General features: G+C 73.6%; 19 protein-coding genes. 12 read left to right on the forward strand and 7 right to left on the reverse strand.

The window, feature by feature from the left end; all coding sequences use genetic code 11:
* Position 1: 1 nt before the first annotated feature.
* Both ABD948_RS06560 and ABD948_RS06565 read left to right on the forward strand, forming a co-directional pair.
* Positions 2-652, forward strand: a complete 651-nt coding sequence (locus tag ABD948_RS06560; protein ID WP_345263866.1) for an IMPACT family protein — start codon at positions 2-4, stop codon at positions 650-652.
* A gap of 10 nt (positions 653-662) precedes the next feature.
* On the forward strand, positions 663-1,040 hold the full coding sequence (locus tag ABD948_RS06565) for a pyridoxamine 5'-phosphate oxidase (protein ID WP_345263868.1): 378 nt from the start codon (positions 663-665) through the stop codon (positions 1,038-1,040).
* A gap of 188 nt (positions 1,041-1,228) precedes the next feature.
* On the opposite strand, the gene ABD948_RS06570 is transcribed toward ABD948_RS06565, so the two are convergent.
* The 3 genes from ABD948_RS06570 to msrA all read right to left on the reverse strand — a co-directional run bounded on the left by ABD948_RS06570 (position 1,229) and on the right by msrA (position 4,100).
* A complete protein-coding gene (locus ABD948_RS06570; protein WP_345263870.1) occupies positions 1,229-1,759 on the reverse strand; it encodes a hypothetical protein in 531 nt (176 codons plus the stop codon).
* Between the two features lie 27 nt (positions 1,760-1,786).
* On the reverse strand, positions 1,787-3,151 hold the full coding sequence (locus ABD948_RS06575; protein ID WP_345263872.1) for an ABC1 kinase family protein: 1,365 nt from the start codon (positions 3,149-3,151) through the stop codon (positions 1,787-1,789).
* 298 nt (positions 3,152-3,449) lie between these two features.
* Positions 3,450-4,100 carry a peptide-methionine (S)-S-oxide reductase MsrA gene (gene msrA, locus ABD948_RS06580; RefSeq protein ID WP_345263874.1) on the reverse strand — a complete coding sequence of 217 codons (651 nt, stop codon included), beginning with the start codon at positions 4,098-4,100 and terminating at the stop codon, positions 3,450-3,452.
* 119 nt (positions 4,101-4,219) lie between these two features.
* On the opposite strand from msrA, the gene ABD948_RS06585 reads away from it, so the two are divergent.
* The 6 genes from ABD948_RS06585 to ilvA are packed head-to-tail and all read left to right on the forward strand — an operon-like array spanning position 4,220 to position 10,030.
* Positions 4,220-4,426, forward strand: coding sequence for a ribbon-helix-helix domain-containing protein (locus tag ABD948_RS06585; RefSeq protein ID WP_345263876.1), 207 nt, complete (start codon positions 4,220-4,222; stop codon positions 4,424-4,426).
* Positions 4,423-4,815 carry a type II toxin-antitoxin system death-on-curing family toxin gene (locus ABD948_RS06590; protein WP_345263878.1) on the forward strand — a complete coding sequence of 131 codons (393 nt, stop codon included), beginning with the start codon at positions 4,423-4,425 and terminating at the stop codon, positions 4,813-4,815. Before ABD948_RS06585 ends, ABD948_RS06590 begins: the two co-directional genes overlap by 4 nt.
* A 9-nt stretch (positions 4,816-4,824) precedes the next feature.
* Positions 4,825-5,979 carry a cystathionine gamma-synthase gene (locus ABD948_RS06595; RefSeq protein ID WP_345263880.1) on the forward strand — a complete coding sequence of 385 codons (1,155 nt, stop codon included), beginning with the start codon at positions 4,825-4,827 and terminating at the stop codon, positions 5,977-5,979.
* Between the two features lie 31 nt (positions 5,980-6,010).
* Entirely contained in the window at positions 6,011-7,408 is a 1,398-nt protein-coding gene (locus ABD948_RS06600) for a glutamate mutase L (protein ID WP_345263882.1), read from the forward strand.
* Positions 7,405-8,826 carry an AI-2E family transporter gene (locus tag ABD948_RS06605; protein ID WP_345263884.1) on the forward strand — a complete coding sequence of 474 codons (1,422 nt, stop codon included), beginning with the start codon at positions 7,405-7,407 and terminating at the stop codon, positions 8,824-8,826. Before ABD948_RS06600 ends, ABD948_RS06605 begins: the two co-directional genes overlap by 4 nt.
* Positions 8,819-10,030, forward strand: coding sequence for a threonine ammonia-lyase (gene ilvA, locus ABD948_RS06610; protein WP_345263886.1), 1,212 nt, complete (start codon positions 8,819-8,821; stop codon positions 10,028-10,030). The genes ABD948_RS06605 and ilvA overlap by 8 nt, the downstream gene beginning before the upstream one ends.
* 79 nt (positions 10,031-10,109) lie before the next feature.
* Here ilvA and greA read toward each other — a convergent pair whose 3' ends face one another.
* Positions 10,110-10,613 (reverse strand): transcription elongation factor GreA, encoded by a 504-nt coding sequence (greA, locus tag ABD948_RS06615; protein ID WP_345263888.1) that lies wholly within the window; start codon positions 10,611-10,613, stop codon positions 10,110-10,112.
* Between the two features lie 213 nt (positions 10,614-10,826).
* Positions 10,827-11,255, reverse strand: a complete 429-nt coding sequence (locus ABD948_RS06620) for a DUF4307 domain-containing protein (RefSeq protein ID WP_345263890.1) — start codon at positions 11,253-11,255, stop codon at positions 10,827-10,829.
* Between the two features lie 98 nt (positions 11,256-11,353).
* Here ABD948_RS06620 and mca point away from each other — a divergent pair, with 98 nt between their 5' ends.
* Together mca and ABD948_RS06630 are read left to right on the forward strand one after the other, a co-directional pair.
* On the forward strand, positions 11,354-12,205 hold the full coding sequence (mca, locus tag ABD948_RS06625; protein ID WP_345264478.1) for a mycothiol conjugate amidase Mca: 852 nt from the start codon (positions 11,354-11,356) through the stop codon (positions 12,203-12,205).
* 12 nt (positions 12,206-12,217) lie between these two features.
* Positions 12,218-12,475, forward strand: a complete 258-nt coding sequence (locus tag ABD948_RS06630) for a hypothetical protein (RefSeq protein ID WP_345263892.1) — start codon at positions 12,218-12,220, stop codon at positions 12,473-12,475.
* 9 nt (positions 12,476-12,484) lie between these two features.
* On the opposite strand, the gene ABD948_RS06635 is transcribed toward ABD948_RS06630, so the two are convergent.
* Together ABD948_RS06635 and ABD948_RS06640 are read right to left on the reverse strand one after the other, a co-directional pair.
* Positions 12,485-12,883 carry a thioredoxin family protein gene (locus tag ABD948_RS06635; RefSeq protein ID WP_345263894.1) on the reverse strand — a complete coding sequence of 133 codons (399 nt, stop codon included), beginning with the start codon at positions 12,881-12,883 and terminating at the stop codon, positions 12,485-12,487.
* A 255-nt stretch (positions 12,884-13,138) separates the two neighbouring features.
* Positions 13,139-15,226, reverse strand: a complete 2,088-nt coding sequence (locus ABD948_RS06640; RefSeq protein WP_345263896.1) for an ATP-binding protein — start codon at positions 15,224-15,226, stop codon at positions 13,139-13,141.
* A gap of 220 nt (positions 15,227-15,446) precedes the next feature.
* Here ABD948_RS06640 and ABD948_RS06645 point away from each other — a divergent pair, with 220 nt between their 5' ends.
* Both ABD948_RS06645 and ABD948_RS06650 read left to right on the forward strand, forming a co-directional pair.
* Positions 15,447-17,027: a GMC family oxidoreductase gene (locus tag ABD948_RS06645; RefSeq protein WP_345263898.1), complete on the forward strand. Its 1,581-nt coding sequence runs from the start codon at positions 15,447-15,449 to the stop codon at positions 17,025-17,027.
* Positions 17,024-18,598: an aldehyde dehydrogenase family protein gene (locus ABD948_RS06650; RefSeq protein WP_345263900.1), complete on the forward strand. Its 1,575-nt coding sequence runs from the start codon at positions 17,024-17,026 to the stop codon at positions 18,596-18,598. The genes ABD948_RS06645 and ABD948_RS06650 overlap by 4 nt, the downstream gene beginning before the upstream one ends.
* Positions 18,599-18,600 lie beyond the last annotated feature (2 nt).

Consider the following 18,600-nt stretch of genomic DNA (forward strand, 5'->3'; position numbering starts at 1 on the left):
GATGACGGGGGTGAGCCGTTACCTGACCGTCGCCGGCTCCACCGGGGCGGAGATCGAGGTGACCCGCTCGCGGTTCCTGTGCACGCTCGAGCGGGTGCCCGACGAGGCCGCGGCCCGCGCCGTCGTCGAGCGCCTGCGTGGCGCGCACCGCGACGCGCGCCACCACTGCTCGGCGTTCGTGCTGGGGCCGCCGCCGCAGCCCGTGGAGCGGGCGAGCGACGACGGTGAGCCCGCCGGCACCGCGGGTGCGCCGATGCTCGAGGTGCTGCGCGGTGCCCACGCTGGGCAGGGCCTCAGCGACGTCGTCGCGGTGGTGACGCGCTGGTTCGGCGGCACGCTCCTCGGAGCCGGTGGTCTGGTGCGGGCCTACGGCGACGCCGTCCGCGCCGCGGTCGAGGCGGCCCCGGTGGTGGAGCGGCAGCTGCTGCACGAGCTGCGCCTGGTGCTGCCGCACGCGGAGGCAGGACGGGTGGAGACAGCGCTGCGGGGGAGGGGGATCGCGGTGCTGGGCACCGACTGGGGTGCGGAGGTGACGTTGCGTCTGGGCGTGGCGCCCCCCGAGGCGGCCGACGTCGACCGGTGGGCCGCGGAGCTGACCTCGGGCGCCGCCCGGACCGAGAAGCTGGGTGAGCGGTGGGTCGACCGGGCGTAGCCTCGGTGCCATGAGCGTTCCGGTGGCGATCGGTGACCTGCAGGAGGCGCTGGAGGGCTTCGGCGCCGGCTACCTGCTGAGCAACAGCGAGGGTCGGGTGAAGGCGGTGACCGTCGAGCCCGAGGTCTCCGACGACGGCATGCTGATGGTGCGCGACCCGGGCGGCGGCAGCCGTCGCAACGTGGCTGCCAACCCGGTCGTGACCCTGCTGTTCCCGCCCCTGCAGGAGCGCGGCTACACGCTGCTGGTCGACGGCACCGCGAGCGTCGAGGGCGACGACGTGCGGGTGACGCCGTCGGGCGCGGTGCTGCACCGCCCCGCCGCGCACGCCGACGGTCCGGTGGAGGGGGACGGCGGCTGCGGTCACGACTGCGCGCCGGTCGGGTGAGCTCGGAGCGGTCGGGGGGTGATCCCACGTCCACGTGGGATCACGGAACAGGAGGGCCAGAATTCTGGCCGCCAGGTTCCGCGACTGGCCCTCCGGTCGGTCGTGAATCAGCCCATCATGCGTCCACAGGCGACCCCAGCGACCGGGGCTGAGCCGTCGGGCCGCGGGCGCGAGCGTCCGGTGACTGCTCAGCGCGGTGCGGAGGCCCGCGTCTCGCGGGCCGCCAGTCCGCCCAGCGCGAACCCGAGCAGCACGAACCCGGCAGCCACCGCGGTCGCTGCCGGCCAGGTGCCGTCGTCGGCGCCGGACGCCGTCGCGAGCGCGGCTCCCACGAGCGCCACGCCCACCAGGGCGACGCCGAGCCGCGTGAAGAGTGGGGTGCCGAAGGCGCGGGCGAACGGCAGGAAGTGCAGGCCGACGACGAGCACCACCCACACCCGCACGAGCTGCTCGAGGTCGGCCGCGGTCAGCAGCCGCGCGCCGAGCGGCACGGCGAGCAGCATGGCCACCACGCAGACGCCGTAGAGGCGCAGTCCCTCGCGAGATGGCGGTGGGGGAGCGGGCGCCGTCGTGCGCCACACCGCGACCAGCACGGCGACGCCGAGCGCGGCCGCGACCAGCTGCCACAGCAGGGTGGCCGGCACCCCTCCCGCGCTGCCGAGCACGAAGCCCAGCCCGCCCGTGGCTCCGACGATGCTTCCGAGGCGACGTCCGTCCATCCCGCCATCAGATCACGGCGCGCACCCTCAACCGGTCCGGGCGGGGTCCCCGTCGTCGACCGGCCTGGTGAAGCCGGGCAGGTACTCCTCGCAGATGGCCTTGAACGGCGCCTCGGCGCCGAGCTGGCTCAGCACGCCGAGCGCGCCGGTCCAGCTGCGGTGGATGAGCATGTACGAGGGCGGCAGGTTGAGCTTGATCGCGACCGTGTAGCCGGGCTCGCGCGGGTTGTTGATGCGCTGGAACTGCGCCCGCATCCAGTCCCGGCTGAACCGGAACCGCTCGACCTTGGTGGGCTCCACGAACGGGGAGAGGTAGTCGAGCACGAGCTCGGGGTCGACCGTGATGTTCGGCTTCACGAACCCCTCGCGGCGCAGGCCCTCCATCAGGTCCTCCGCGTCGGCGAGCTTGGCCAGACGCATCAGGCTGCCCATGGCGCTGGGCAGCGTGCCCTCGGGCAGCCGGGCGACGGCGCCGTAGTCGAGCACGCCGAGCCGGCCGGGGGTGCCGTCCTCGTTCGGGATGACGCGGTAGTTGCCGGGGTGCGGGTCGGCGTGCAGCATCCCGGTCCTGCCGGGCGAGGCGAACAGGAAGCGGGTGTACAGCTCGCCGTAGTGGTCGCGCTCCTGCGTGGTGCCCTCGGCGATGATGGTCGCCAGCGAGCCGGCCGAGTCCAGCCACTCGGTGATGATCACGGTCTCGCCGTGCTCGACGACGTCGGGCACCACGAAGTCGGGGTCGTCGGCGTAGGCCACCGCGAAGGCGTGCTGGGCCTCGGCCTCGAGGCGGTAGTCCAGCTCGTCCTCGTAGCGTGCCTGCACCTCCTCGACCAGCGGCTTGATGTCGATGCCGGGGAAGACGGGCCCGATGGTGCGCGCCAGGCGCGAGAGCTGCTTGAGGTCCGAGCGCAGGGCCTCGCCCGCGCCGGGGTACTGCACCTTGACGGCGACCTCGCGGCCGTCGTGCCAACGGCCCTTGTGCACCTGGCCGATGCTCGCCGCGGCGGTGGGGCCGCCGTCGAGCCAGACCAGGCGCTCCTTCCAGTCCGCGCCCAGCTCGCGGGCGAGGATCTCGCGCACGGTGGAGGTGGGCATCGGCGGCGCCGAGTCCTGCAGCTTGGTGAGGTTGTCGCGGTAGGGGGCGGCCACATCGTCGGGCAGCACGGACTCGAAGATCGAGAGCGCCTGCCCGAACTTCATCGCCCCGCCCTTGAGCTCGCCGAGCGTGCGGAAGAGCTGCTCGGCGGTGCGCTGCTGGATGTCGGTCATCACGGCCTCGGCGGGGGCGCCGCCGATCCGCTTGCCGAACCCCAGCGCGCTGCGCCCGGCGTAGCCGAGCGGCAGAGCGGCCAGGCGAGCCGTGCGACGTGCTGCCTTGCGGGGAAGGTCGGCCATACCTCCATTCTTCCAGGCTGGCGGTCATCGCCCGAGGAACCGCGGCGTGGGGAACCCCACGCGCGATGATCACGCGCGATGATGCCGCAGGAACCGCGGCAGCCCAGGCGCCGGGTGCGAGGTCGGGGTCGCGGCCGTCGAACCTATGAACAAACGAGCCCTCGACGTGGCCGCGCAGGCGTGGTGGACCCCTCCGCAGTGCCGTTCGCTCATGGGTTCGGCCACTACTGGGGGTAACTGGGGACGCGACACGGCCCCGCACCGATGGGTGCGGGGCCGTGCGTGCTGGTGTGAGGCGTCAGGCGGTCTCGGGGAATCGCACGCCGGTGTTGGCGTGGCAGCGGTAGCCGAAGGGGTTCTTCGCCAGGTACTGCTGGTGCACGTCCTCGGCGTAGTAGTAGGGCGTCTCGCTGGCGGGCCGGATCTCGGTGGTGATCTGTCCCAGCCGGCGCCGGGCGAGCTCGTCGCCGTAGACCTTGGTGAGGTCGCGGGCCACCTGCTCCTGCTCCGGGGTGGTCCAGTAGATCGCCGAGCGGTACTGGGTGCCGACGTCGTTGCCCTGGCGGAAGCCCTGGGTGGGGTCGTGGACCTCGAAGAACTTCTTCACCAGGTCGGCGTAGGAGACCTGGGCCGGGTCGAAGACGACCCGGACGGCCTCGGTGTGGGCGGTGCGGCCCGAGCACACCTCCTCGTAGGAGGGGTTCGGGGTGTGGCCGCCGGCGTAGCCCACCGAGGTGGACCAGACGCCCTGCATCTGCCAGAAGATCTCCTCGGCACCCCAGAAGCAGCCGAGGCCGAAGATCGCGACCTCGTAGCCGTCGGGGGCGGTGTCGGTGACGACGGGCGCGTCGAGCACGACGTGCTTGTCGGCCAGGCGCCAGGGGCGCTCGGTGCGGCCGGGCAGGGCCTGGTCGGCCTCGACGAGCTGGCTCTTGGTGCGGGAGAACATGGGCTACCTCCGGATCGGGTGGTCTCACCAGTCTGCAACACCGTCGGGTGCCTGGACGTTCCCTGGTGAGGCACCCGTGCTGGTACCGAACTGGTATCACTCGCAGTCCGCTGGCCGACATGGCCTTCACCCTGCGCACCGACCCGGAGCTGGACGCGGCACTCACGGTCCTCGCAGAGCGTGACGGCGTCTCGCGGCAGGAGGCGGTGCGTCGTGCCGTCCTCGAGGCTGCGGACGGTTCACGGCACCGCGGTCAGGTGGCCGCGAGCTCCGAGCGCCAGCGCGAGCGCTGGGGTGACGTGCTGGACCGCCTCGGGTCGGTGTGACCGAACGTGGCGGGGTCGAGTACCTCGACTTGGAGGACCTGCTCCGACTGACGCGCGACCTGGGAGCGGGTCCGGTGCGTGATCCCGGCCTGCTGGAGTCCGCGAGCGCTCGCCCGCGCACGACGGTGTTCGGGGAGGACGCCTACCCCGGCCTTGTGGGCAAGGCCGCCGCGCTGCTGCACTCGGTGTGCGGCAACCATGCGCTCGTCGACGGCAACAGGCGACTCGGTTGGCTCGCCACCGTGGTCTTCCTGGACCTGAACGGGCTCGAGGACACACTCGATGACGACGCCGCGTTCGACCTGGTGATGGGCGTGGCCGGTGGCCGCCTGGACGTCGACGACATCGTGGCCGTCCTCGAGGCGGGGACTGTCCCACGCGTGCCCTAACCTGCCGGGATGAGCGAGCAGCAGCAGAAGGCGGGCTTCGAGACGCGTGCAATCCACGCCGGCTACGAGCCCGACCCCACGACCGGCGCGGTGATCCCGCCCATCTACGCCACCTCCACCTACAAGCAGGACGGCGTGGGAGGCCTGCGCGGCGGCTACGAGTACAGCCGCTCGGCCAACCCCACGCGCACCGCCCTGGAGGGCAACATCGCGGCGCTGGAGGAGGGGGAGCGCGGGTTCGCGTTCGCCTCCGGGCTGGCCGCCGAGGACACCCTGGTGCGCGCCCTGTGCACCCCGGGCGACCACGTGGTGTTCCCCAACGACGCCTACGGCGGCACCTTCCGGCTCTTCGACAAGGTGCAGCAGCGCTGGGGTGTGGAGTACACGCCCGCCGGCCACGACGTCGAGGCCGTGCGGGCGGCGATGCGCCCCGGCAGCACGAAGCTGGTCTGGGTCGAGACGCCCACCAACCCGCTGCTCGGCATCGCCGACATCGAGGCGCTGGCCGGCGTGGCGCACGAGGCCGGTGCGCTGCTGGTGGTCGACAACACCTTCGCCAGCCCCTACCTGCAGCAGCCGCTCACGCTCGGCGCCGACGTGGTGGTGCACTCCACCACCAAGTACGTGGGCGGCCACTCCGACGTCGTCGGCGGAGCGCTGGTGGTGCGCGAGCACGGCATCGCCGAGGCGGTGGAGTTCCACCAGAACGCGATGGGCGCCGTCGCCGGGCCGTTCGACGCCTGGCTCACCCTGCGCGGCATCCGCACGCTGGCGCTGCGCATGGAGCGCCACAGCGACAACGCCGAGCAGGTGGTGGACTTCCTGACCACGCACCCGCAGGTGCAGCACGTGTACTACCCGGGGCTGCCCGATCACCCCGGTCACGCCGTCGCCGCCAAGCAGATGCGCCGCTTCGGCGGCATGGTCTCCTTCCGCGTCACCGGCGGCGAGGCGCAGGCCCTCGCGGTGTGCGAGCGCACCGAGGTGTTCACGCTCGGTGAGTCGCTGGGCGGCGTCGAGAGCCTGATCGAGCACCCCGGCCGGATGACGCACGCCAGCGTGGCCGGCACCGAGCTGGAGGTGCCGGCGGACCTGGTGCGCATCAGCGTGGGCATCGAGACCGCCGAGGACCTCGTCGCCGACCTCGACCGTGCCCTCGGCTGAGGCGGGGACGGACGGCGTAGCCGGCGCCACGGTGATCTGCCTCGACGTCGGCTCGACCTTCACCAAGGCCCTCCTGGTCGGCCTCTGCGGCGCCGAGGAGGGCCAGGTGCTGGCCACGGCCGAGCACCGCACCACCGTCGAGGGCGACGTCATGGACGGCGTCGACGCCTGCCTGGCGCAGCTGGCCGCCGCGGACCCGCGGGCCCGGGACGCCGAGGTGCTGGCCTGCTCGAGCGCCGGTGGCGGACTGCGGATCGCGGTGCTGGGCAACGAGGAGTTCGTCACCGCCGAGGCCGGCCGCCGGGTGGCGCTCAGCAGCGGCGGCACGGTGGTGGCCGTCGTCGCGGCGGCCGGGCGCAGCGCCACCGACCTGGAGCGCCACCTGCGCGACGCGGTCGCGGAGGCGCGGCCCGACGTCGTCCTGCTGACCGGCGGCACCGACGGCGGCAACGCCGAGGTGCTGCTGACGGCGACCGCGGCGCTCGTGGCCGCCGGCTGGCGGGGACCGGTCGTGGCCGCCGGCAACGTCGACGCCGCGGAGCAGGTGGGCGACCTGCTGGCGGCCGGTGGCGTACCGCACGTGCTGGCACCCAACGTGGTGCCGCGCATCGGCGTGCTCGCCCCCGAGGGCGCCCGCGCCGCGGTGCGCGAGGTCTTCCTGGCCCACGTGATCGGGGGCAAGCACCTCAGCGCGCGACCCGACTTCGCGGCGCTCGTGCGCGGCGCCACGCCCGACGTCGTGCTGACCGGCGTCGAGCTGCTGGCCGGCCGGGCCGGCGACGTGGTGGTCGTCGACGTCGGCGGCGCCACCACCGACGTGCACTCGGTGGTGGAGATCGACCCCGAGGACGCCACGCTGGCGCGCGACGTGGTGGCACCCACGCGGGTGACCCGCACCGTCGAGGGCGACCTCGGCATGCGCTGGTCGGCGGTCTCCACGCTCGAGGCGGCCGGCCTGGACGACGACCCGGTGCTGCTCGACGCCGCCCGGCAACGCCGCGAGCGGCCCGGCCTGCTGCCCGGGGACGAGACCGACCCGGAGGCCGCTCACGCGGTGGAGGAGCGGCTGGCCCGCGCCGCCGTCGGGCTGGCGCTGCGGCGCCACGCCGGCCGGTCGCGTGTCGTCGTCAGCCCGGAGGGGCGTGTCGTCGAGCGCACCGGGCGCGACCTGCGCGAGGTGGCGCTGCTCGTGGGCTCCGGCGGCGTGCTGCGGCACGGGCGCCCCGGCGTGCGGGAGCGGGTGCTCCGCGGTGCTCTCGCCGACGACGGCGGGGGATGGCAGCTGCCCGAAGGGGGACAGGTGGCCGTGGACGACCGTTACGTGCTCGCCGCCGTGGGCCTGCTGGCCGGACGGCACCCCGGCGCGGCCACCCGGCTCGCCGACTCGTTGCTGGCGCAGGCCCCGGCCGCCCTTAGTGTGGAGGCGTGACCAGCGAACCCCCCACGCCGGGCGCGCCCGTCGTCGAGGGCGGCGACGAGGGCAGCGAACGACGTTGGCGTCGGCGCTGGTCGCGCGAGGTCGAGGGCAGCGGCGACGCCGAGCCCGGCGCCGAGGCACCCATCACCCGTCGTCTGGCCGGCCAGTGGTCGACGCTCTCGCAGCTGCGCGACGAGCGGATGGCCGAGCGTCGCGCCGCCCCCGCGCCCATCACGCACGGGCCCAGCAACACCCGCCCCGCCGAGGTGCCCTGGGGCATCGACCTGGCCGCGGCCTGGGGCTGGCGGCTGCTCGTCATCGCGGCCGCCGGCTACCTGCTGCTGCGCGGTCTCGCCTTCTTCGCCGTGCTCACCATGCCGCTCGCCATCGCCCTGCTGCTGACCGCGCTGCTCTCGCCGCTGGTCGCCCTCCTGCGTCGCGCGCACGTGCCGCGGAGCCTCGCCTCGATCGTCACGGTGATCGGGGCGCTGGGGGTGGTGGGGGCCCTGCTCACCTTCGCGGGCCAGCAGGTGGCCAACGACGCGCAGGACCTGGCCACCTCCGTGGTCGCCGGTCTCGATGACATCCGTACCTGGCTCAAGGACGGGCCGCTCAACGCCAGCGACTCCCAGATCAACGACGCCATCAAGTCGGTCCAGGACGGCGTCCAGGCGCAGACGGCCGACGACGGCGTCGTGCGGCAGGTCACCGAGATCGGCGCCGCGCTGGGCAACGTCGTGGCCGGCTTCTTCATCGTCCTGTTCGCCTCCTACTTCTTCCTCTACGACGGCGGCCGGATCTGGGCCTGGGTCGTGCGCCTGGCCCCGCGCGGCGCCCGTCGCCGCATGGACAGCTCGGGCCGCATCGCCTGGATCTCGCTCACCCAGTTCGTGCGGGCCACGGTGCTCGTCGCGCTGGTCGACTCGATCGGCGTGATGACCGTGGCGCTGCTGCTCGGCGTGCCGCTGGTGCTGGCGCTCGGCGTGCTGGTCTTCCTGGGCGCCTTCGTGCCGCTGGTCGGCGCCACGGTGGCCGGCAGCGTCGCGGTGCTGGTGGCCCTGGTGGACCAGGGCCCGGTCGACGCCCTGCTGATGCTCGGCGGCGTCATCCTGGTGCAGCAGATCGAGAGCCACCTGCTGCAGCCGTTCCTGATGGGGCGCTTCGTCTCCGTGCACCCGCTCGGGGTGATCCTCGCGCTCGGCGCCGGCATCGTCGTCGGCGGTGTGGCCGGCGCGCTGGTGGCGGTGCCGCTGGCCGCGGCGCTCAACGCCGTCGTGCTGCACCTGGCCGGCGGTGGTCCCGACGTGCCGGGCTCGCCCGCCCCTCCGGACGAGGGGCCACCCGACGAGCAGGAGCTCGAGGCGGTCGTGGAGAAGGTCGACGACGAGGCGCCGCTGGCCTCGGACCCCCGGAAGGGACGCGATGACTGACGTCGACACGTTCTCGCCCGAGGCGCTGCGCGCAGCGCAGACCGAGCTCGAGGGCGTCGCCATCCGCACGCCCATGGAGGACTCCCGCTGGCTCTCGGCGCTCGTGGGCGGACCGGTGCTGCTCAAGTGCGAGAACCTGCAGCGCACCGGGTCCTTCAAGATCCGCGGTGCCTACGTGCGGATGTCACGGCTCAGCGAGGCCGAGCGCGCCCGCGGCGTCGTCGCTGCCTCGGCCGGCAACCACGCCCAGGGGGTGGCGCTCGCCGCCTCGCTGCTCGGCATCCACTCCACGGTCTACATGCCCGAGGGGGCGCCGATCCCCAAGGAGAAGGCGACCCGCGCCTACGGCGCCGAGGTGGTCTTCGAGGGCACCTACCTCGAGCAGTCGCTGGCGGCCGCGCGGGCGCACGCCGAGCGCACCGGTGCGGTGCTGATCCACCCCTTCGACTACAGCGACATCGTGCTGGGGCAGGGCACCGCCGGCCTGGAGATCCTCGAGCAGTGCCCCGGCGTGCGCACCGTGCTGGTGCCCACCGGCGGGGGAGGGCTGCTGGCCGGCATCGCTGTCGCCATCAAGGCCGTCGACCCGAGCGTGCGCGTCATCGGCGTCCAGGCCGAGGGCGCCGCGGCGTTCCCCGGCTCGCTTCAGCAGGGGCACCCGGTGGCTCTGCAGGCCATGAAGACGATGGCCGACGGCATCGCGGTGGGGCTGCCCGGGGACGTCACCTTCGCCGCCGTCCGCGACCACTGCGACGAGGTGCGCACCGTCTCCGAGGACTCGCTCTCGCGAGCACTGCTCGCGCTGGTGGAGCGCGCCAAGATGGTGGTGGAGCCGGCCGGGGCGGCCGCCGTCGCGGCCCTGCTGGACGACCCCACCTCGGTGGAGACGCCCGCCGTCGCGGTGCTCTCCGGCGGCAACGTGGACCCGCTGCTGCTGGGCAAGGTGATCCGCCACGGCATGGCCGCTGCCGGTCGCTACCTCAACCTGCACGTGCTGATCCCCGACGCCCCCGGTGGCCTGGCCCGCCTGCTCGGCGAGGTGAGCGGCGCCGGCGGCAACGTGCTCGAGGTCGTGCACGAGCGGATATCGCCCTCGCTGCACCTCGACGAGGTCGAGGTGCAGCTGCAGCTGGAGACGCGTGGTGCCGAGCACGCCGAGCGGCTCGTGACGCGCCTGCGCGAGCAGGGCTACCGGGTGGACTGACACGAACGCCCTCCGACGACCGGGAGGTCGCGGGAGGGCGCTCGGGCCGGCGTGCGGCCCTCGGGCGAGGGCAGTCCGCTCAGGCGGAGTAGGGCACCGCCGAGACGACCTCGACCTTGTTCTTGCGACCGTTGGGGCCCTCGAACTCCACGACCGTGCCGGCCGCGGCGCCGAGCAGCGCCGCGCCGAGCGGGGCCTGCGGGGAGTAGACGTCCATGTCGACGTACGCCTCGTTCTCGCGGGCGCCCAGCAGGAAGGTCTCCGCCTCGTCGTCGGAGTCGCCCTCGAACTTGTAGGTGACCACCTTGCCGGGAGCCACGACGCCGTCGTCCTCGGGCACCGTGGTCTCGGCGAGCTTGAGGATCTCCTTGAGCTGGAGGATCTCGCCCTCGAGGCGACCCTGCTCCTCCTTGGCGGCGTGGTAGCCGCCGTTCTCCTTCAGGTCGCCCTCGTCGCGGGCGGCGCTGATCTCGTCGACGATCTCCTGACGGCGCGGGCCCTCGAGGTGGGCGAGGCGCTCGCTCTCCTTGGAGAAGGCGAGCTCCGTGAGCCAGATGCTGTGCTGCTCGGGCGTCTGCGTCATGGGAGTACTCCTGTGCGTGCGATGACCCCCCTGGTGGAGGCCGGGATGGTGCCGGGGCCGGGCATCCACGTACCCATCGGCGGGTGCGTCAACCGGGGTCGACGTGGGTGTGGCCTGTGGCATGACCGCCGGTTCACCGTGGGGCGACCCGGTCGGAAAGAGAGAGCCTAACAAGTCCGGCCAGCGTCTGCTGGGTCAGCGGTGCGCCGGCCGTCAGCGGGGGCGGGGCTGTCCCTCGGTGGTGCAGCCGAGGCTCTCGGCGGAGGTGGCCCGCCGGTCGGTGCGGATGGTCTGCTCGATGCGGCCCGAGGCCGGAGCCGGGGTGAAGGCCAGCTCGCCGACCACGAGGTGGTCCTCGGCGCCCGCCCGCAGCGTGCAGGTGGCCGTGCGCGTGCCCGAGCGCAGCCCCTCGACCAGCTCGTCGTCGAGGTCGAGCTGCACGACGACGGTGACGGTCTGGTCGTCGACGACGTCGAAGGAGACCAGTTGCGAGGAGATGTCGGGACTGGCGTGCACCAGGCTGGTCCACGCGAGCCAGCCGCCGAAGGCGGCCACGACGACGGCGACGGCCGCGAGCAGCGCCGTCCTGCGCCCGCGGCGCGGGGTGCCGTAGCGCTGTGCGAGGTGGTCCGGTGCGCTCACCCTCCCAGCGTGCCACCTACCATGAAGCCGTGTCGCAGCACCCCGAGACCTCCTCCCCGTCGCCCCCCACCGGCAGGCCCCGCGAGGGCTACCGCCTGATGCACGTGCACGCCCACCCCGACGACGAGTCGAGCAAGGGCGCTGCCTCGACGGCGCGCTACGTGACCGAGGGCGTCGAGGTCACCGTCGTCACCTGCACGGGGGGCGAGCGCGGCTCGATCCTGAACCCGAAGATGGACCGGCCCGACGTGCTGGCCAACATGTCGGAGATCCGGCGCCAGGAGATGGAGCGGGCCCGGGACATCCTGGGCGTGCGGCAGGAGTGGCTGGGCTTCGTCGACTCCGGGTGGCCCGACGGCGACCCCAAGCCCCCGCTGCCCGAGGGGTGCTTCGGGCTGGTGCCCACCGAGGAGGCCGCCGAGCCCCTGGTGCGCCTGATCCGCGAGCTCCGGCCGCACGTGCTCACCACCTACGACGAGCGCGGCGGCTACCCGCACCCCGACCACATCAAGTGCCACGAGATCTCGGTGGCGGCGTTCGAGGCCGCGGGCGACCCCGAGCGCTACCCCGACGCGGGCGAGCCCTGGCAGCCGCTCAAGCTCTACTACCACCACTCGTTCAACCGCCCGCGGATGCAGGCGCTGCACGACGCGGTGCTCGCCCACGGGCTGGAGTCACCGTGGGCCGAGCGCCTGGAGAACTGGGAGCGCGAGCCCGAGTGGGACGCCCGGATCACCACGAAGGTGGCGTGCGGGGACTACTTCGGCGTCCGCGACCAGGCACTGCTGGCCCACGCCACCCAGATCGACCCCGACGGGTTCTGGTTCGCCATCCCCCGCGAGATCCAGGTCGACGTCTGGCCCACCGAGGACTACGAGCTCGTGGTGAGCCACGTCGCCAGCCAGATCCCCGAGGACGACCTGTTCGCGGGCATCCTCGACCCCGCCTGAGAGACTGACGACATGGATCTGCACGTGCTCGCCCTCGTCCGCCTGGCCGAGCTGGCCCAGCAGGAGGGCCCCGAGCCGGAGGACGTCAAGGCCGGCTGGGTCGCCTTCGGCATCTTCGGGCTGCTGATCCTCGCCGTCGTCGTGCTCGGCCTGAGCCTGGTCAAGCGGCTCAAGAACGTCGACGCCGCCGAGCAGGGCGGCCTCTACGACCCCAGCAGGAAGAAGCCGCGCCACCAGATCCCGAACGACCCCGGCAACGAGCGACCCTAGCCGCGCGGGCTACTCGCCCTGCTGGGCCTGCTGCCCGGCCTGCTGCTGGGCCTGCTGCTCGGCCACCTTCTGGTGCACCTCGGCCATGTCGAGACCGCGGACGCCGTCGATGACCTGCTGCAGCCCCTGCGGCGGCAGGGCGCCGGGCTGCGCGAACACCAGCACCCCCTCCCGGAAGGCCATCAGGGTCGGGATCGAGGAGATGCCGGCGGCGGAGGCGAGCTCGCGCTCGGTCTCGGTGTCGATCGAGCCGAAGACGATGTCGGTGTGCTGCTCCGAGGCCGCCTCGTAGGTGGGGGCGAACTGGCGGCACGGGCCGCACCAGCTCGCCCAGAAGTCCACCAGCAGGATGTCGTCCTCCTGCACGTGGGTCTCGAAGTTGGCGGCGGTCAGCTCCACGGTGGCCATGTCTCGACGGTAACCCGTCGTCGGGTGGCGAGGCGCTGGTGGTGCTGGTGGTGCTGGTGGTGCTGTGCCGACGTGGGAGGTGATCCCACGTCCACGTGGGATCACGGAACCGGAGGGCCAGAATTCTGGCCCTCCAGTTCCGCGATCACCCCTCCGGCGTGACGCATGGGGCGCATGTGACACCGAGGAGGCGATCCCACGTCCACGTGGGATCACGGAACCGGAGGGCCAGTCGCACCCCGTGCGGCCGGACACCTAGCGAGGCAGCGTGACGGCGAACGTGGTGCCGCCGCCGGGGCGGGGGGCCGCCTCGACGCGACCGTCGTGGCGCTCGACGATGGTGCGGCAGATCGCCAGGCCCAGGCCGGTGCCGGGGTAGTCGGCGTGCGCGCGGTGGAAGGGCGCCCAGATCAGGGCCAGCTGGTCGGGGGGGATCCCGACGCCGCGGTCGTGCACGCTGATCGTGGTGGTGGCGGCGTCCTGGGTGCCGCTGACCTCCACGTGCGGGTCCTCGCCGGGCACCACGTACTTGACGGCGTTGGCGAGCAGGTTGGCGAAGACCTGCCGCAGCTGGGCGCGGTCGCCACGCAGGGTCGGCAGCGGACCGCGCACGGTGAGCGGGGCGCCGTGGATCTCGGCCAGCTCGCGCAGCATCGCCTCGGTGTCGAGCGTGACGACCTGCAGGCTGCCGGCGTTCGCCTGGGCGTGGACGAGCAGGTCCTCGATCAGCTCGCCCATCTGCGCCGCCCGCCCGGCGATGCGCTCGAGGGCCCGGCGCACGGTGGCCGGGTCCTCGAGGTCGTCCAGTGCCGCCTCGGTCCAGCCGGCGACGCTGGCGAGCGGACCTCGCAGGTCGTGGGCGACGACGCCGGCGAAGCTCTGCAGCTCGCGGCGCGCGGCGTCGTCGGCCGTCACGTCGCGCATGAGCAGCACGGCGGTGGCGTGGTGGTGGTTCTCGAACCCGCCCAGGCCCGCGGCGCTGACCGAGAGCACCACGCGTTCGCCCTCGGCGCCGCCAGGGCCCGCCACCAGCCGCTCGTGGGTGACCACCTCGCCCGCGAGCGCCCGTCGGTGCGGCAGCTGGTGGGGTGCCAGTGGCTGCCCGTCGAGGTCGGCCAGGCGCCATCCCGCGGCGCTGCCGGCCCCCGGGAGCAGCCGACGCGCCGGGCGGTTGCTCCACACGACGGCGTCGTCGCTGTCGATGACGGCGACCGCGTCGGGTGTCGAGGCGGTGAGCGCCTCGAAGAGCTGCAGGCGCTCCTGGGAGCGACGGGCGCTCGCCTCGAGCGCCTCGGTCAGCCGGCGCTGCTCGGTCGATCCCAGTGCCAGGAGCACCGAGAGGACCACGCACATGAGGCAGAAGGCCTGCACCAGCAGCGCCTGCTGCACCGGGTTGCCGACTTCGGCGAACGGGCCGCGGCCACCGACGCTGGTGACCAGCGTGAGCAGGATGAGCGTGAGGGAGAAGTAGCCGGCGACCAGGGTGCCGAACCGGTAGCCGCCCCAGGCGGAGGCGACCACGAGCAGGAACGCGGAGGGCATGCCGACGCTGGAGAGGAAGACCAGGTAGCAGCTGACGACGGTGAAGCCGAGCAGCAGCGCCAGCTCCAGGCTCGCGCGGCGGCAGGTGGGGAAGCCCGGCCACGGGCGGTCGTCCAACCGTGGCCGCAGCCGGGGGGCGGACAACGCGACGAGGACCACGGTGGCCAGCAGGATCGCCGACGAGGCGTTGCGCACGCTCCAGGTGAGGGGCGCCAGTGGCTGCCAGCGTCCGGCGTCCAGGGCGGCTGCCAGGCCGGCGATCGGGGCTCCGAGCAGGGCACCGGTGCCGACGGCGACGAGCAGGCGCAGGAAGCCGGTCTGGGAGGAGAGCCGGAAGACGGGGCGGGGTGTGGGTGCCGGCACCCCACGTGCCAGGAACCCGGTGACGGCGGCCGCCACCGCGTGGGCGAGCGCGAAGAGCAGGGTGGGCAGGAGCGGCGCTGCGACGGCCAGGCCGACGGCGAGGCTCCCCAGCGCCACCGCCACAGGCACCCACCAGGTGAGCCAGGTGGGGGAGAGCAGGATCCACACGACCGCGAGGCCGGCGGCCGGGTAGAACAGGGCGACGCCGAACTCCGGCAGGACGGTGAGCCTGCCCACGGCCACGAGGGCTGCGTAGCCCAGCGCCGTCAGGACGAAGCGCGCCAGCACGAGGCGGTCGTGCGCGGGACTGCGTGCGCCGGGGTCGGACACGTGGCGGGGCGCCGAGCGCCCGGCACCCGGCGCAGCCGGCAGGCGGGCCTCGAGGTCGCTGGCCGACGGCACAGCGGCGGCACTCGCCGAGCGTGCGCGCGATGGCATGACCAGCTGACCCTCCTCGCCGGCCGGCGCCCGGTCACCGGTGTGCGGACCCCGGCCGCGGCGGACCGGGGGTGCAGGACCGAGCGTAGGGGGCCGCGACGGTGGCGCGCCACGGATCTGCCGGGCCGGACGGCGGCCGCCGCTGGATGCTGGCCGGTCGGTCGCCGGGGGATGGCCCGGACGGGTACCCCTGTCACCGCCGAACGGCTAGGTTCACGGCGTGACCGCCGACACGTACGACTACGTCATCGTGGGGGCCGGCAGCGCCGGCGCCGTCCTCGCCGCCCGGCTCTCCGAGGACCCCGGTCTGGAGGTGCTGCTGCTGGAGGCGGGGGGCGAGGCCGAGGCCGACGAGATCTCGGCGCCGCTGGCGTTCTCCTCGCTGTTCCGCACCAAGTGGGACTGGCAGTACGAGACCACCGAGCAGAAGCAGCTGGAGGGGCGCCGCGCCTACTGGCCGCGGATGAAGGCGCTCGGCGGCTGCTCCTCGATGAACGCGATGATCTACATCCGTGGCAACCGCGCCGACTACGACGGCTGGCGCGACCACCACGGCGCCGTCGGGTGGGGTCACGACGACGTGCTGCCCTACTTCGTGCGCTCGGAGGGCAACACCCGCCTCGGGGCGCCGCTGCACGGTCAGGAGGGGCCGCTGCACGTGGAGGACCGCGCCTACACCCACGAGCTCTCCCACGCGTGGGTGGCGAGCGCCGTGAGCGCCGGTCTCAAGCCCACCGACGACTTCAACGGCGCCGAGCAGTGGGGCGCCGGGCTCTACCAGGTCACCTGCAAGAACGGGAAGCGCTGGTCCACCGAGCGCGGCTACCTCGCGCCGGCCCGGCAGCGCCCGAACCTGACGGTGGCCACCGGCGCCCACGCCACCGGCCTGCGCCTGGAGGGAGAGCGGTGCACCGGCGTCGACTTCCGCCAGGCCGGCGCCGCCCACACCGTGCACGCGCGCCGCGAGGTGCTGCTGTGCGGCGGCGCCGTCAACAGCCCGCAGCTGCTGATGCTCTCGGGCATCGGCCCGGCCGCCCACCTGGCCGAGCACGGCATCGAGGCGAAGGTGTCGCTCGAGGGCGTGGGGTCCAACCTGCAGGACCACCCCGCCGTCGGCCTGCTCTGGCACACCCGCGGCACCACCGACATCGTCGACGCCAACACGCCGCTGAACCTGGTGCGCTGGAAGCTGCGCGGCACCGGGCCCTTCAGCAGCAACGTGGGCGAGGCCGGTGGCTTCTTCGCCACGCGGGAGGGGCTGGCGGCACCGGACCTCCAGATCCACGTGGCGCCTACCGGCTTCTACGACAACGGCATGCACGAGCCCACGAGCCGGATGGTCACCGTGGCCCCCACCCTGGTGGAGGTCCACAGCCGCGGCTCGGTCCGGCTCCGCTCGGCCGACCCGCTGTGGCACCCCGCCATCGACGCCGCCTACCTCGACGACCAGCGCGACCTCGACACGATGGTCGCCGGCATGCGCCGCGCCTGGGAGATCAGCACCCAGGGCGCGCTCGCGGGCTTCCTCGACCGGCCCTGGATGCTGCCCGAGAACCCCACCGACGGCGACTTCGAGCAGCACCTGCGCACGAACCTGCAGACCCTCTACCACCCGGTGGCCACGTGCGCGATGGGCACCGGCGAGGACGCCGTGGTGGACCCCTCGCTGTGCGTGCGCGGCGTCGAGGGCCTGCGCGTCGTCGACGCCTCGGTGATGCCCACCGTGCCGCGCGGCAACACCAACGCCCCCACCGTCATGGTCGCCGAGAAGGCGGCCGACCTGATCAGGAGCAGCCGATGACCGCCCTCCCCGCCGACCTCTCCACCGAGCCCGACCCCGGCACGGGTGCCGGCACGACGGGCGGCCCGAGCGAGCAGCAGGAGACCTTCGACAGCCTCTCGCCGATCACGGGCGACGTCGTGGGCACCCACCCGGTGCACGACGAGGCGGCCGTGCGTTCCGCCGTCGCCCGGGCGCGCGAGGAGGCCGCCTGGTGGGGCGGCCTCACCTTCGAGCGACGCGCCGAGCTGCTCAGCACCTGGAAGTCGGTGATCACCCGCCGCGTCGCGCAGCTGGCCGACCTCATGCACCGCGAGACCGGCAAGCCGCACGGCGACGCGCTGCTCGAGGCCGCGCTGGCCATCGACCACCTGGCGTGGGCGGCCAGCAACGCGGCCAAGACGCTGCGCCGTCGCCGGATGCCCTCGGGCCTGCTGATGGCCAACCAGGCGGCCACGCTGGAGTACAAGCCGCTCGGCGTCGTCGGCGTGATCGGGCCGTGGAACTACCCGGTCTTCACGCCGATGGGCTCGATCGGCTACGCCCTGGCCGCCGGCAACGCGGTGGTCTTCAAGCCCTCCGAGTACACGCCCGGCGTGGGGGAGTGGCTGGCACGCACCTTCAGCGAGGCGGTCGGCCGGCCGGTGCTCCAGGTCGTGACCGGGCTCGGCGACACCGGCGCGGCGCTGTGCCGCGCCGGCGTCGACAAGGTCGCCTTCACCGGCTCCACCGCCACGGGCAAGCGGGTCATGGCGGCCTGCGCCGAGACGCTGACGCCGGTGGTGATCGAGGCCGGGGGCAAGGACGCCGTCATCGTCGACGTCGACGCCGACCTCGAGGCCGCCGCCGAGGCGGTGCTGTGGGGCGCGTGCGCCAACGCCGGCCAGACCTGCACCGGCGTCGAGCGCGTCTACGTGCACGAGCGCGTCTACGACCGCTTCCTCGGCGAGCTGACCGCGCAGGCACGGCTGCTGCGCGCCGACGAGACCGCCGGCGCACAGCTGGGCCCGATCACCATGCCCAAGCAGCTCGACGTGATCCGCGGGCACATCACCGACGCGCTGGGCCGCGGCGGGCGCGCGCTGGTGGGCGGAGCCGACGCCGTCGGCGAGCGGTTCGTGCAGCCCACCGTGCTGGTCGACGTGCCCGAGGACTCCGAGGCCGTGCAGGAGGAGACCTTCGGCCCGACCGTCACCGTCACCAAGGTGCGCGACATGGACGAGGCGATCGCCCGCACCAACGGCACCCGCTACGGGCTCGGCTCCACGGTGTTCTCCAAGGGCCAGGGGCCCGAGATCGCCGAGCGCATCCGCAGCGGGATGACGGCGATCAACGGCGTGATCAGCTTCGCCGCGATCCCCTCGCTGCCCTTCGGCGGCGTCGGCGACTCCGGCTTCGGTCGCATCCACGGGGCCGACGGGCTCAAGGAGTTCACCTACGCGAAGGCGGTCGCCCGTCAGCGGTTCAAGCCGGTGATGCCGCTGACCTCCTTCCGCCGCACCGAGAAGCACGAGCAGCAGCTGGCCGCCATGATCACGATGCTGCACGGCCGGACGCCGACGCTGCCGAAGGCCGACAAGCCGGGGCGCTGAGC

This window comes from Nocardioides nanhaiensis, assembly GCF_039542785.1.
In the GTDB taxonomy this organism is placed as follows: domain Bacteria; phylum Actinomycetota; class Actinomycetes; order Propionibacteriales; family Nocardioidaceae; genus Nocardioides; species Nocardioides nanhaiensis.

Excerpts from the sequence above, each read along its gene's own strand:
- ABD948_RS06635 (WP_345263894.1), bottom strand. The coding sequence starts at position 12,883 with ATGGCCACCGTGGAGCTGACCGCCGCCAACTTCGAGACCCACGTGCAG.
- ABD948_RS06565 (WP_345263868.1), top strand. The coding sequence starts at position 663 with ATGAGCGTTCCGGTGGCGATCGGTGACCTGCAGGAGGCGCTGGAGGGC.
- mca (WP_345264478.1), top strand. The coding sequence starts at position 11,354 with ATGCACGTGCACGCCCACCCCGACGACGAGTCGAGCAAGGGCGCTGCC.
- msrA (WP_345263874.1), bottom strand. The coding sequence starts at position 4,100 with ATGTTCTCCCGCACCAAGAGCCAGCTCGTCGAGGCCGACCAGGCCCTG.
- ABD948_RS06575 (WP_345263872.1), bottom strand. The coding sequence starts at position 3,151 with ATGGCCGACCTTCCCCGCAAGGCAGCACGTCGCACGGCTCGCCTGGCC.
- ABD948_RS06595 (WP_345263880.1), top strand. The coding sequence starts at position 4,825 with ATGAGCGAGCAGCAGCAGAAGGCGGGCTTCGAGACGCGTGCAATCCAC.
- ABD948_RS06630 (WP_345263892.1), top strand. The coding sequence starts at position 12,218 with ATGGATCTGCACGTGCTCGCCCTCGTCCGCCTGGCCGAGCTGGCCCAG.
- ABD948_RS06585 (WP_345263876.1), top strand. The coding sequence starts at position 4,220 with ATGGCCTTCACCCTGCGCACCGACCCGGAGCTGGACGCGGCACTCACG.
- ABD948_RS06570 (WP_345263870.1), bottom strand. The coding sequence starts at position 1,759 with ATGGACGGACGTCGCCTCGGAAGCATCGTCGGAGCCACGGGCGGGCTG.
- ABD948_RS06640 (WP_345263896.1), bottom strand. The coding sequence starts at position 15,226 with ATGCCATCGCGCGCACGCTCGGCGAGTGCCGCCGCTGTGCCGTCGGCC.
- ABD948_RS06560 (WP_345263866.1), top strand. The coding sequence starts at position 2 with ATGACGGGGGTGAGCCGTTACCTGACCGTCGCCGGCTCCACCGGGGCG.
- ABD948_RS06650 (WP_345263900.1), top strand. The coding sequence starts at position 17,024 with ATGACCGCCCTCCCCGCCGACCTCTCCACCGAGCCCGACCCCGGCACG.
- greA (WP_345263888.1), bottom strand. The coding sequence starts at position 10,613 with ATGACGCAGACGCCCGAGCAGCACAGCATCTGGCTCACGGAGCTCGCC.
- ilvA (WP_345263886.1), top strand. The coding sequence starts at position 8,819 with ATGACTGACGTCGACACGTTCTCGCCCGAGGCGCTGCGCGCAGCGCAG.